The organism is Saccharopolyspora galaxeae (assembly GCF_016526145.1).
GTDB lineage: Bacteria > Actinomycetota > Actinomycetes > Mycobacteriales > Pseudonocardiaceae > Saccharopolyspora_C > Saccharopolyspora_C galaxeae.
In genome coordinates, this window is record NZ_JADDUE010000011.1 from 211,725 (window position 1) to 224,357 (window position 12,633).

Annotated in this window: 11 protein-coding genes and 1 tRNA gene; 4 read left to right on the forward strand and 8 right to left on the reverse strand. The window is 67.1% G+C overall.

The features are described from left to right. Positions 1 to 5: 5 nt before the first annotated feature. The 4 genes from INP57_RS23965 to INP57_RS23980 form a co-directional block, all read right to left on the reverse strand. Positions 6 to 989 (reverse strand): MsnO8 family LLM class oxidoreductase, encoded by a 984-nt coding sequence (locus INP57_RS23965; RefSeq protein ID WP_200072575.1) that lies wholly within the window; start codon positions 987 to 989, stop codon positions 6 to 8. Between the two features lie 49 nt (positions 990 to 1,038). Next, on the reverse strand, positions 1,039 to 1,218 hold the full coding sequence (locus INP57_RS23970; RefSeq protein ID WP_200072576.1) for a hypothetical protein: 180 nt from the start codon (positions 1,216 to 1,218) through the stop codon (positions 1,039 to 1,041). A 157-nt stretch (positions 1,219 to 1,375) separates the two neighbouring features. Beyond that, a complete protein-coding gene (locus INP57_RS23975) occupies positions 1,376 to 2,386 on the reverse strand; it encodes a tyrosine-type recombinase/integrase (protein WP_200072577.1) in 1,011 nt (336 codons plus the stop codon). A gap of 49 nt (positions 2,387 to 2,435) precedes the next feature. Next, positions 2,436 to 3,788: a M20/M25/M40 family metallo-hydrolase gene (locus INP57_RS23980; RefSeq protein WP_200072578.1), complete on the reverse strand. Its 1,353-nt coding sequence runs from the start codon at positions 3,786 to 3,788 to the stop codon at positions 2,436 to 2,438. A gap of 120 nt (positions 3,789 to 3,908) precedes the next feature. Here INP57_RS23980 and INP57_RS23985 point away from each other — a divergent pair. Further along, positions 3,909 to 3,994, forward strand: a tRNA-Leu gene (locus tag INP57_RS23985). Positions 3,995 to 4,239: 245 nt separating this feature from the next. Here the strand turns inward: INP57_RS23985 and INP57_RS30570 are convergent. Beyond that, positions 4,240 to 4,593, reverse strand: a complete 354-nt coding sequence (locus INP57_RS30570) for a very short patch repair endonuclease (protein ID WP_200072579.1) — start codon at positions 4,591 to 4,593, stop codon at positions 4,240 to 4,242. 473 nt (positions 4,594 to 5,066) lie between these two features. On the opposite strand from INP57_RS30570, the gene INP57_RS23995 reads away from it, so the two are divergent. Further along, on the forward strand, positions 5,067 to 7,049 hold the full coding sequence (locus tag INP57_RS23995; RefSeq protein WP_200072580.1) for an NACHT domain-containing protein: 1,983 nt from the start codon (positions 5,067 to 5,069) through the stop codon (positions 7,047 to 7,049). A gap of 566 nt (positions 7,050 to 7,615) precedes the next feature. Here INP57_RS23995 and INP57_RS24000 read toward each other — a convergent pair. Continuing rightward, positions 7,616 to 8,746 carry a recombinase family protein gene (locus INP57_RS24000; protein ID WP_200072581.1) on the reverse strand — a complete coding sequence of 377 codons (1,131 nt, stop codon included), beginning with the start codon at positions 8,744 to 8,746 and terminating at the stop codon, positions 7,616 to 7,618. A 506-nt stretch (positions 8,747 to 9,252) separates the two neighbouring features. Here INP57_RS24000 and INP57_RS24005 point away from each other — a divergent pair. Then, a complete protein-coding gene (locus tag INP57_RS24005) occupies positions 9,253 to 10,710 on the forward strand; it encodes a toxin glutamine deamidase domain-containing protein (protein ID WP_200072582.1) in 1,458 nt (485 codons plus the stop codon). Positions 10,711 to 10,740: 30 nt separating this feature from the next. Beyond that, on the forward strand, positions 10,741 to 11,040 hold the full coding sequence (locus INP57_RS24010; protein ID WP_200072583.1) for a YrhB domain-containing protein: 300 nt from the start codon (positions 10,741 to 10,743) through the stop codon (positions 11,038 to 11,040). 83 nt (positions 11,041 to 11,123) lie between these two features. Here the strand turns inward: INP57_RS24010 and INP57_RS24015 are convergent, their stop codons facing one another. Continuing rightward, positions 11,124 to 11,645, reverse strand: coding sequence for a hypothetical protein (locus INP57_RS24015; RefSeq protein ID WP_200072584.1), 522 nt, complete (start codon positions 11,643 to 11,645; stop codon positions 11,124 to 11,126). A gap of 309 nt (positions 11,646 to 11,954) precedes the next feature. Further along, entirely contained in the window at positions 11,955 to 12,359 is a 405-nt protein-coding gene (locus INP57_RS24020; RefSeq protein WP_233628150.1) for a recombinase family protein, read from the reverse strand. Positions 12,360 to 12,633: the final 274 nt, after the last annotated feature.

A 12,633-nucleotide genomic window follows, 5' to 3' on the forward strand; every position in this document is an offset into this window, starting at 1 on the left:
CCCGCTCAGCCGGGAATCAGCCGAGCCAGCCTCCGGTAGGAATCGAGCAGCGCGTCCTCGTCCGGACCGCTGGTGGTGACCAGCACCTCGTCGGCCTCGGTGTCGTCCACAAGGGACTGCAACTGCTCGGCTACCTCGTCCTCGGTGCCGTACACGTGGCCCACCATCGCCCGCTCGAACTGCTCCTGCTCCCGGCGCCCGAACCGCCGGGCGCGGATCTCGCCGACCGTTTCCAGCGGCGGGAAGACGCCGTGGACCCGCGAGTACGCGGTCGAGAACGCTTCCGGTACCAGCAGCTCGCGGGCTCGTCCGGTGGTTTCGGCGACCGCGACCGAACGGGAGAGCACCACGTGCGGCTGCGATGACCACAGCGACGGCCGGAACAGCTCGCGGTAGCGCTCGACCGACCGCAGCAGCGCCTCGTCACCCCGCACGGCGGCGATCACCAGCGGCAGCCCCGCCTCCGCCGCGTGCTCCACGCCCGAACCGGTGGCCAGCACGAACACCGGGATGCGCAGCCCCGCGGACGGAATCGCGCGCGGATCCGACTCGCCCGCGAAGTAGTCGAGCAGTTCGGCCAGCTGCGCACCGAAGCGCTCCGCGGACTCCCGGCCGGAGCCCAGCGCGCGGCGAACCGACGCGGTGAACCCGAGCGACCGGCCCAGCCCCATGTCGATCCGGCCCGGATGCAGCGATTCGAGCACGCCGAACTGCTCGGCCACCACCAGCGGCCGGTGGTTCGGCAGCATCACCCCGCCGGTGCCGACCCGGATTCGGGAGGTCGCCGCGGCGACGGCCGCGGCCAGCACGGTCGGCGCCGATCCGGCCGCCCCGGGCACGCCGTGGTGCTCGGCAACCCAGAACCGGTGGTAGCCGAGCGCTTCGGCTTCCGCGGCGAACCGGACGGTGCGCGGCAACGACTCCGACGGGCTACGGCCGCTCCGCACCAGCGAGCGGTCCAGGACCGAGAAGCGCAGCGGGTTGGTCACACCGGCACCAACGCCGGTGCACGCGGCCCGGATTCCCGGCGGTGGCCGCTCAGCCGCCCCGCGAAACCGCGGCCAGGAATTCGTTCAACGCGGCCCACAGCCCCTGGATCGCCTGGACCAGGAGCCCGAATCCGCGCTGGACGTTCGCGGCGGCCCCGACCGGATCGCGGATCACCAAGAACAGGGCCACGGCGACGACGGCCAGCACGATCAGCGTCTTCCGGTCCAAGGTCCGCACCTCCCACACCGGTTCGGCGAGCCCGCTCGTCGTGCCACTGTGGACACGCGACGATCGCACGCCAACCTACGTCACCGGACCGCCCGGGCGGAACGGCATCGGCCGAGTGTCCTTCCCGGACCGTCCCCCAAGATCACGCGCTGGTCCGTCACCGCCCGTCCTGCCGGGACAGCTCCCCCAGCACCTGGTGCGTGCGGTTCGCGCGAACCGACAGCCGCTGCTCCCGGGCGGTCACGTCGATGTAGGTCTGGCTGGAATTGATGGAGGCGTGCCCGAGCAGCTTCGCGATCTCGGCGGCGTTCGCCCCGTCCTCGGCCAGCCGGGTCGCGAAGGTGTGCCGCAGCGCGTGCACCATCGCACCGGGCTGCACCCGATCGGAGATGCCTGCCGCGCGCATCGATTGCCGGACCAGGTACTGCAGCCCGCCGCGGCGCAACGGCTCACCGCGGTGGTCCACGAACAGCGCCGCGCCGCCCGGGAGGCGTTCGCCGAACCGGGTCCGGCGGGTCCGCAGGTAGTCGCCGACGACCTCGTCCAGTGCGCCCTCGATCGGGATGGAGCGGTTCTTGCCGCCCTTGCCCTGCACGTGCAACCGGCGGTCACCGGGCCGTCCGGCCAGCGCCGAGACGGTCAGCTCCAGCAGCTCGGCCGAGCGCACTCCGGTGCACAGCAGCACCGCCAGCACCGCGAGGTCCCGTTCCGGCCAAGGGTTGCGCGCCCGGCGCGCGCCCTCGGAGACCAAGCGCAACAGCCGTTCCGGAGTTTCCTCGCCCTGCAGCGGTTTCGGGGTCGCCGGCGCGGTGCGGGGCTTCGGAACCACCTGCATCGGGTTGCCGCCCACGGCGCCTTCGACGACGAGGAACCCGAACAGGCCGTTCCAAGTGGACCACGCGCGAGTCACCGAGGACGCCGACCGGGCCGCGGCGTGCCGCGCGAACGCCGAACGCAGCACCGTGGCGGTGACCTCGGCGACCGGCAACGCATCGACTGCCAGCCCGCTGAGCTCCGCCAGCTCGGCACCGACCGAGCCGAGGTCGCGGCGGTAGGCGCGCAGCGAGTTCGCGGCCAGCTTCCGGGCCTGCAGGTGCTCCAAGTACACCTCGGTCCAGTACGCCACCGAACCACCGGCCTCCCGCACCGCAGGCACCTCCTCGACCATCGGGTGATCATCTCCACGCCGATGGAACCAGAAGGCACCGACAACGCGCTCAGGCAGTGCGCAGGAACCGGTCCAGCACCCGGACCCCGAAGCGCAGCGCATCCACCGGCACCCGCTCGTCCACGCCGTGGAACAGCGCCGAGAAGTCCAGGTCCGCGGGCAGTCGCAGCGGGGCGAACCCGTAGCAGTTCATGCCGAGCCTGCTGAACGACTTCGCGTCCGTGCCGCCGGACATCATGTACGGCAGCGTCTTCGCGGCCGGGTCCTCGGCCAGCAGCGAAGCCTGCATGTTGTCCACCAAGCGGCCCTCGAAGCGGGTTTCCACCGGCGGCAGCCCGACCCACTCCCGCTCCACGTCCGGCCCCAGCAGGTCCGCGAGCTCCCGGTCGAACGCCTCCTCACGACCCGGCAGGATCCGGCAGTCCACCGCAGCCTCGGCCACCGACGGGATCACGTTGTGCTTGTAGCCGGCGGTGAGCATCGTCGGGTTCGCGGTGTCGCGCAGCGTCGCGCCCACGATGCGCGAAAGCCCGCCGAGCTTGGCGACCGCGCCATCGAGGTCGTCGGCCGGGAAGTCCCAGCCGGTCAGCTCGCTGACCCCCGCCAGGAACTCCCGCACGGAATCGTTGAGCACCAGCGGAAACCGGTGCCTGCCGAGCTTGGCCACGGCCTCGGCGAGCTGGGTCACCGCGTTGTCGTCGTGCACCATCGACCCGTGCCCGGCACGCGCCCGCGCCCGCAGCTTCAGCCAGCGGATGCCCTTCTCCGCGGTCTGCACGAGATAGGCGCGCACCCCGTCGTCGAAGGTGACGGAATACCCGCCGACCTCGCTGATCGCCTCGGTGCAGCCCTCGAACAACTCCGGCCGGTGATCGGCCAGCCACTGCGCGCCCTGCAACCCGCCCGCTTCCTCGTCGGCCAGGAACGCGAACACGATGTCCCGCGGCGGCGTGATCCCGTCCCGCTTGAACCGCCGCGCCACCGCGAGGCTCATCGCGAGCATGTCCTTCATGTCGACCGCCCCGCGCCCCCACAGGTAACCGTCCTGCACGGCCCCCGACAGCGGGTGCACCGACCACTCGGTGGGATCCGCAGGCACCACGTCCAAGTGCCCGTGCACCAGCAGCCCGCCCCGCTGCGAATCGGCACCGGGCAACCGCGCGACCACGTTGCCCCGGCCAGGATGATCCCCGGACTCGACGTAGGTGGTCTCGTACCCGACCTCGGCGAGCTTCTCGGCGACGTACTCCGCACCCGCCCGCTCCCCGGCCAGGGTCGCCGGGTCACCGGTGTTCGTCGTGTCGATCCGGATCAGCTCACTCGCCAGCCCGACGACCTCGTCCTCGGCCAGCCGCAGCCCGGCGTCCGCCCCACCGGATGCGCTCTCGATCTGCTCACTCACCAGGCTTTTCTACCATCCCGTCGCGGCGATGGGGGGTGGGTTCCGAGCCCTGAAAACGATCAGCTAATCTATGGGCACAACACAGCAGAGGCCGCCGGGCAACACAGGCGGCGCTGAGGCGTCCGAGTGGCGGAATGGCAGACGCGCTAGCTTGAGGTGCTAGTGCCCTACTAATGGGCGTGGGGGTTCAAGTCCCCCCTCGGACACAACATCAGCCCCAGGTCAAGCCTTTGACCTGGGGTTCATTCATGTCCCCGTAATGGCCGTTGCATCCGTGAAGCCGTGACCTGCGGATTTCCGTGTGGGGGTTTAATGCGCCCTCCGAGTTGGGCACTAACCACACGCTGGCCGAAGGCCGGGCCACCTCCGGCCCGCGCCAACAAACCGACGCCGCTTGGAAGGCGGGCCCAATCGGGATTCGCTGACCATCGTCAGCAGCCTCTGTCGCGGGTCAGCTGAGCGATCCGGCGAGCTCGGGATCCTCGTGCTCCCGCACCCTGACCACCAGCCGGCCGGCAGAAGTCAGCTCGGCGTCGGTGTCCCGATCACTCCGCACCACGCCCTCCAGCTTGCGTTGCCACCAACCGCGGTTCGTCTTCGGCAACTGGCCGTGCTCCGGGCACGAGTGCCAGAAGCAGCCGTCGACGAACACCGCGATCCTCGCTCCGCGGAGCAGGACATCAACCCGCCGACGCCGCTTGGTACCGGGCGGAAACGCATCGACCAAGAACCGCAGCCCACGCCGGTGCAGCGCACGGCGCAGGCGGAGCTCGGGCTGGGTGTCCCGACGCCCGGTCGAACGCATCTGTCCCTCTCCGCCGTTCTTCGTTGCTGCTGAACCTCTCGACAGAACAAGCCCGCGATGTCCGTGCCGTGGCCATCCGAGACCTGCTGCGAGGCAATGGCACCGAGGAGCCAGACCCGCGTGGTGTGCGACTCCGCGGAGCCCGAATCATCAGCGAACTGGACCTCGCCGATGGGCGCACTGAGATCCCATTGACGCTCCAGGAATGCTCACACGACGCGCAGAAGAAGTCAGCGGCGTCCAAGGCGGGGAAGGTGCTGTCCGAGAGGACGAGGTGTGGCAGATGAGCTCGGGTGAGGTTGACCGGACACCTTCACGCACGAGGAGTTCCGTCACGGTCACCACTCGCGCCTCCGGCACGCCGTCAACGCGGGTGCCCACGGCGGAATCGACCCGAAAACCACCCATCGACGGATGTGATCCTTTACGGTGGATCCTGCTCGGTTCCAGGAACGACACGGCTCGGACGGACGATGCCCAGGCGAGACGACGGCGAAGTGCGGAACTCTCTGACCGCGAACGCCACCACCGTGGTCCAAGCCGGCCATCTCCACGGTGGCGTGCATTTCCACCACCATCAGCCGACGCCGCTCCGGACGGTCCAGCTGGAGCTCGCCGCCGCGGTCCACTCGCAATGGCGGGACGAAGCGCTGCGGCGTGGGCTTCTCGACAACCACCCGCTGCGGGTTCCATGGGCGGCCGCTCACTGGTCGCTGGCGGACCACGGCGACGACATCGCCGGCGGTTTCTCCGGCGACCACAGCGCTCCGAGCCGCTTGGCCGCGTCCTTCCGCACCTTGTCCCGTCGTCGCCTCGTCGTCCTGGGCGAAGGCGGTTCCGGCAAGACCGCGCTGACACTGCTACTGATTCTCGGTTTGCTAAACGACTTGCGCGCCGACGAACCGGTGCCGGTTCCGATGTCGATAGCTTCCTGGGACCCGCATCAGGAACACTTGCTGGCATGGCTCGCCCGCCGTCTCCAGGAGGACTATCCCGGGATCCGCCGGTACGGAAGGGCCGTGGCCGAACAACTGCTCACTGAGCGCCGCATCATGCCCGTACTCGACGGCCTCGACGAGGCTCCACTGCGGTGGCAGGGCTCCGCGCTCACGGCATTGAACCAGTCTCTGACCATCGACGACCCGTTGGTCCTGACGTGCCGCACGGACAACTACGCCCAAGCCGTGCAGTACGGCGACGTCTTGCGCACCGCTGCGGTGGTGCAGGCTCAGCCGGTCCCGCGCCAAGCAGTCATCGACCACCTGCACCGAGCAACGCCGCCCCACCGCACTGCCCAGTGGGCCCCAGTTTTCGAGCAGCTCGCGGACCGGGCGGAAACTCCGGTGGCACAGGCGTTGACGAGTCCGCTGATCATCTCCCTGGCGCGCACCGTCTACACCCGCTCGCACGCCGCACCCGCGGAACTGCTCGACCGCTCCCGCTTCCCGAATCGCGAGGCGATCGAGAACTACCTGCTCAACGCCCTCATTCCGGCGGTCTACCAGAACTCTCCCGCACCACCGGCGCCGGGGAGGCGACGGCAGCCAGGCGCCCGCTACGAGTTGCACAAGGCGACGAGATGGGCGGTGTTCCTTGCACAACACACGTATCGCCTGGGCACCCGCGACATCGCGTGGTGGGACATCAAATACACGACACCGAGTATCGTGTACGCCTTGGCCGCCTGGCTCACGAGCGCCGTGTTCCTCGTTTGCCCGTGGATTCTCCTGGCCGTCCACGTTCCGAGCCCCACGGATATCTACGCCCAGTACGCCGTCCTCTTCTCGCTGTTGAGCCTCGTGATCGGGATTCGGGCCGCGTACCGGGCCCGGAAACCCAAGCCGCCAATTCAGACCATGCTGGCGTCGTCGGCCAAACCGTTCGAGGTGATCAAGTATGGGCTGCGCTTGATCCTGTTCAGCTTCTTCTTCCTCGTTCTCACCCTAGTGCTGCTGCCTGGAGCCTTCGCAGCCTTCGGGCTAGCTGCCTTGTTCTGGGGGCCGCGGCTCTTCGGAATTCTGAGGATGTTCTGGGGAATCGCTTCCCAGAACCTGCACGTGCATATTGACCCTGTCGGGACCTCCAGCCCGAGCCGGACCCTGCGCAGCGACCGGACGGCGAACCTGCTGATGCTCCCCTCCTTCGCCATGGCCGCGTTCCTGCCTCTGTCGCCTGTCCTGGCCTTCAAGCTCACGACAACCGACGCATTTACGGCCCTTCCTGCTGGGGTCATCCCGGCATCTATCGGAATTCTGTTCGGTACCGTTTTCGTCCTCGATTCAGCTTGGTGGCATTTCGTCGTCGCGAGGTCATGGCTCGCTTTCCGCGGGCGCCTACCCGCACGACTCATGCACTACCTCACCGATGCCCAGGAACGGGAACTGCTCAGACAGGCAGGTGCGGTCCACCAGTTCCGCCACGCACGTCTGCACGACAACCTGCTGTTCTACCGGTAAACAAGGCCACGGACGACCCCCGGCAAGGTCTTCGACCTCGCGCTCCCCAGGTAACGCCCCTGCCTCCCCCGCGATACGGGCCGGGTCCCACGGGCCGGATGCCCCGCGGGCCACCCCAACCCGCCGGTAGCGGCCAGACCCATCGCATCTGAAGAGGTTGTGGCGGGACGCCGCCAAAATACTCGGTCACTGGTGAGTGCTCGTCCGGTCACCACGTCGTCAAAAGCCGTTTCAGGGACATGTCGGGACGCCCCATAACAGCCGCCCTCCCCTGGGGAACTCCACGTCTTCGCAGGTAACCCAGCAACCCGACCTGTCCCAACACGGTGTCCTGGACGAATTCCCGATGGGACGCACAGGACAGCAAACAGCCCTCTGCTTCAGGCTGTTTCGGGAAGAAGAAGCCGTGTGGCTAGTGCGCAACTCGCCCCTCGGACACGTCATTACCCCATGAACCCGTGTGGTTCATGGGGTAATTCGTCTGTGTGCTGCCAGGATCGGCGGCTCGCAGAGCTGCCAGGTCGCGGCGCTGCAGGTGATCGTCTCACCTGCTTCACGCATAAGGATCACCGCTTCAACCGAGCGCGCGCTGATTGAGCGGTGAGCCAATCCAGCAAGCGGTCCTCACGGACGTAAAGGCTCCTGGGTTGGTCGGCTGTTCGCGGACGACTGCTGGTGTGCCCATGCCGACACCGGTAACCAGGCCGGCGGTTTATCCAGTGCGAGTCCATCCGCCTCCCGCACACACCACAGCGCACCAGGCCAGCCAACGCATACGTCCGCACCGTGCCGTCACCCGCCTTGCGCGGCGCGCGGATCGATTGCGCGGCAACGAAATCGGCCTCCGTGACCAAAGCAGGGTGGGTCACCCGTGTGGAGATCGTCCACTCAGCCGCAGGGTTCGGGCGGCGCACCGGCCGGGAGTGGTCATGATCAGTCCCGTACCTGTTCCACACCTGCCGACCCGTGTACCGCGGGTTGGCCAGGATGCAGGCCACCGTCCGCAACGTCCACCATCGCCGACCCCGGTGTGCATTGCGTTCCGCATCGACCTCAGCCGGGCATGGAACCCCTTCCTCGTTGAGCCCGCGGGCAATGCTCGCGACACTGGAACCTGCCAGGCGTTCGAAGAACATCCGCACCACATACGGTGATGTTGCCGGATCAGGCTCCAACCGCCTCAACCGACGACCCCACCCCGCGTGCACACGGTTCGGATGCGCACCCGCTTCCACCAGCCGATAGCCATAAGGCGGTCGTCCACCCAAATACCGCCCCTGCCCAGCGGCCTGCGCACGCATCGCCGCAAGAGTCCGGTGACGAGCACGTAGAACCTCGCGCTGCGACTGACTACCCAACATCAACAACAACGCCCGATGCGCAGGGTCTCCGAGATCAACTGGGCCCTCTGTCTCCGGTAACCTCTCCGCCACACCATGCCGCTCGAACACCGGTAGCAACCGAGTCATCTGATCCCCAGAGAACGCCCGCTCGTACTCACCGATCACCACCGCATCGAAATTCCGCCCCGAATCCGGCAACGCCGCCAGCAACGCAGTCGCCCGCGGACGCTGCCACCAACCACGACGACGGGAAATTCCAGCATCGAAGTACTCCGCCACCACCCGACCATTACCGCCGATCACCGCCACGTCGACGCGTGCATGGGCGGGCACCGACCCAGCCCGCCAAGACATCCCGCCTCCCGTCCTCTCGACTCGACATGCTCACGCTCCGCTCCGCTCGACATACATCCAGCCAACGAGACGCAACCTTGGTCAGGCATCGACGCGCTCGGCGGACGGACCACCGGAACGGAGCAACACACCACGGCCGATTGCGGGAAGCCTCGGTCTTCGCATGACAGACGCCTTCTCTGCCGCGCCGATTACGTCGCCCGCAAGGTCGGATTCCTCGGCGTACTGGTCGGCACCGTCAAGATGATCACCATCGTCCGGTCGTCGAATAGGACGGCTCGCGGGTAAGTCCGTCAAGCCGCGGTCCCGCCCCACCGAGGTGCGGTGGTCTGCCCCGGGGCCGCATTTTTCGTTCCGTATAGGGGCATCCGGCCGGTGTCGTAGACTCATGATGATCTGTTGTGATCATGGGTGGTTGCCGCACACGAGCGCTGCTGGCCGCGGTACCGCCCGTGACGAGGTGTCGGCACGTCGCAGCTCGTTCGGTGCTGTGGGGGTAGGTCTTGATGTCCGATTTTCCGGCTCACTTGTTCTCGCTGGGTGGATCTCCGGAGGCGATCGCCGCGTCGGCCCAGCGCTACGAGCGTTTCGGTCAGAACGCCTCCCATGCCGCTGACCGGATCACCGGGATGGATACCGGTCAGTTCGTCGGTCCGGAGGGTGATCAGTTCCGGGAGAAGCTCAGCTCGGACCTGCCTCCGCATTTGCGGACCACCGGCACTGCCTTCAGCCAGGTCGGCCAAGCGTTGACCGCCTTTTCCTCGCGGCTTTCGGATCTGCAGAGCACGATGCGCCCGCTGGCGCAGCGGGCGCCGGAACTTTGGGATCAGGTCAAGGCCAGCGAAGGTCGCCTGCAGCGCGCGCACGACGCCAACCAGGCACACCTGGCCCATGCCCCGGCCGGACAGGTCCCGTCGTCCGCAGCTCCCCACAGCTCCGGCGCGGACGCCGCGTCGGCGGCCGTATCCGCCGCCCGTGCGGCGTGGCAGGACTGCGTGAACAAGGCCAATGGGCTGCGTACCGAGATGAGCGCCGCCGCGCAGGAATGCGCGAACCGCATCGAAGCGGCCAAAGGAATGCGGTTCCAGGAACCCCCGGGCACGTTGGATCTGATCGGCCAGGGACGGGATTTCATCCGGGAGAACAAAGATGCTCTCAAAAACATCTCCGAGGCCCTGAAGATCGTCTCCGCGGGACTCGCGGTCGTTGGCCTTGCCTTGCAGGCCATCCCGGTGATCGGCAATGCCGTCGGAGGAGCGTTCCTAGTGGCCGCCGGGATCACCGGCGGCGCGGCGCTGGCCATCGACGCCGGCATCTACGCCGCCACCGGCGAAGGCAGCCTCACCTCAATTTTGGTCGACACCGCGTTGACGGTCATTCCCATAGGCAAGTTGGCGAAACTCGGCAAAGCTGCCTTCAGCATGGCCAAGGACTGGCGTTTTCTTGCACGCCCCACGTCACACATTTCCGAACCGGCGATCCACGCAGGCTCGGCGAATCCGGCCATGAGGAGGTGGTTCCTCCGTGATCAGCACTCGTGGATGAATGGCGAAAAGGCCATCAATGCCCCTCGGTTCAATGCGAGCACACCTGGCTACGTGGAGAACTGCTCGAACAACGTGGCCACCGTTGAACATCGGTTGAACGGGGTCGAGGTCTCGACCGCACCGTTGCACAACCCGCGGTGGCCGGATCCGGCCGCACTGGGCAATCCCAATGCCAGGTTCCAGGACGTGTCCAGCTATGATGACATCATCAAGGACATGCACGCCCGCGGTGCAGGATCACGTGGTGTGGTCTACATCAATCGTCCGGGCAACCCGGACTTGTTCATAAAGCCCACGGCCCACGTGTTCAACGTCCATCACGGCCCGCACGGGGTGGAGTTCCTTGATGGCCAAACGGGTAATCTCGCGGAGCTGGAACAAAATGTCGACCGCATTGGATACATGCCGTACCGGTAGGTGCGCGACAGGCTGAGGAGTGCAGCTGGAATGGTTTCGAAAGACGACGCCAACCGCGCCGCTGAACAATTTTTGGCGGAGGTTTACGGCGACGATGCGGTTGGGTCCACGATCGTCATCGAAGGAATCGGCGAGGTCCCCAACGCATGGATCGTGGCATTCGACCTGGCCGACAGCGACACGGATGATCCGACCCAATTGCCAATGGTGCGGAATATCATCGTCCCCAAGGACGGCACTCCCGCACACCTGCCACCTACAGCGCTTCCGATCCCGAAGTACCTGTCCATGGTCGAGTCCGGAGAATGGAACTGGGTCGGCGCGCCATAATTCCGACCCCACCCTGCCCCTGACGATTCATGCCTGCTGCCTGGTGACATCCAGGTTTGGCAAGCCGAGCGGACCGCCTCCATTTAGCCGACCTCCGGAAGCTCGATTCGTGTGGTTAGTGCGCAGCTCCGTCCTCGGACACGCAGACTATTCACCCGGCTCCGTGCCGGGTGAATTTCTATGTCCGCTGCGCGGTCCTCGTGCTGGTAGTGGACGTGCAGGTCGACGGCCGCGTAGAGGCTGACCAGGCCTTCCGGCGGCGTCCCCTGCGAGAGCGCTGAGCCGACGTCGCCGAACGAATCGATCATGGCGTGGATCTCGGCGTCGGTGAGCGTGCTGGGCGTGGGTGCGTGCTCCAGTTCGGCTCTGAGCGCTGCTCGCTCGTTCTGGGCCGAGTTGATCGCGTCGACCATCGCAGCCGGATCGACTCCCGCTTCGATCGCGGCGTGGAACTTGCTCAGCCGCGACTCGACGTCGGCGAGCTTCTGCTTCAACCGGGCCTGCTCGCTCGGGCCACCGCCGGACTCACCTTGCGAAGCGACCAGGGCAGCCACGGTCCCATCGACGTTCTCCCGGTCGAACAGGCGTCCGAGCCAGTCGTTCACCGCTTTGCGGATCGGGTCTTCCCGGAGGTAGACCGCGGGCGGATGAGATTCCAGCGCCCGTGCCCCGGGAGGGTGCGGGCAGGGCACCGGTAGTACATGTCGTGCGCGCGGGGGCTAGCCTCCATCTTGTGCCCGCACAGGCGCACCGGATTCGTCCACGGAACAGGTAGGTACGCTTCGTGGCTCGGCCGCTGCGTTCGGCTTTCCGCGCGGTCTTGAGTCCGCCGGAGGCTTTGGAGCGGCGCAGCAGTTGAGCTTCAGTGAACTCCTCGATCGGGACGATTTCCGGATGTGCGGGTTCTCTCGATCTCACGATGCGGTCGAGACTCGATCGGCGGAAGCGGATCGCACTTCCGCCGCCACGTCGTCGGGGTCGATCAGCATCTCCTGCCGGGTCCAGCGCCCGAAAAACGCATAACCCGTGTAGCGGGGGTTCTCCAAGAGCGCGCGCACCGTGCTGCCTTGCCATCCGTCCGCCAATCGGTGCCGGTTCTGCTCCGGCGGCCGCGCGGACGGGCAGGGAACGACGTTCGGTGCGATCAACGAGAACTGGTTGCCGAACCAGCAGCGGGTTCCCTCACCGACTACTACGGCGTTCCAGCCGCGGTCCGGGTTCTTCAACGCGGACAGCTCCGCACCCCAGACGGCCGCCGGTGGTGGGATACGAAAACCGCCGCATAGTGGACCACCCGCGGCCTCCACCTCCCGCAGCACGCCGCCCGCTTTCTTATCCGAGTGCCAAGTCTGCACAACACATCGCCGCCGCACGCCGTACCCGGCAAAGTCGCCGCAACCAACGGGGGCGGCCACGGGAGGAGCCCGTGAGTAGACGTGGGCAGCCAGCAGGAAACTACCGGGCCCTCAGCATTCGAAGGGGGCTCCTCTGGTCGAAGGCCGCTGTCTTCGCCGATACACCCGTCGTTCTTACGTGCCCGATGAGGCATGGAGCGAGCGCCCGCGCTCGTCAGGCACGGCCTCCGCACTGTAC

Excerpts from the sequence above, each read along its gene's own strand:
- INP57_RS30570 (WP_200072579.1), bottom strand. The coding sequence starts at position 4,593 with ATGCGTTCGACCGGGCGTCGGGACACCCAGCCCGAGCTCCGCCTGCGC.
- INP57_RS24010 (WP_200072583.1), top strand. The coding sequence starts at position 10,741 with ATGGTTTCGAAAGACGACGCCAACCGCGCCGCTGAACAATTTTTGGCG.
- INP57_RS23995 (WP_200072580.1), top strand. The coding sequence starts at position 5,067 with ATGCCCAGGCGAGACGACGGCGAAGTGCGGAACTCTCTGACCGCGAAC.
- INP57_RS24005 (WP_200072582.1), top strand. The coding sequence starts at position 9,253 with ATGTCCGATTTTCCGGCTCACTTGTTCTCGCTGGGTGGATCTCCGGAG.
- INP57_RS24000 (WP_200072581.1), bottom strand. The coding sequence starts at position 8,746 with ATGTCTTGGCGGGCTGGGTCGGTGCCCGCCCATGCACGCGTCGACGTG.
- INP57_RS23975 (WP_200072577.1), bottom strand. The coding sequence starts at position 2,386 with ATGGTCGAGGAGGTGCCTGCGGTGCGGGAGGCCGGTGGTTCGGTGGCG.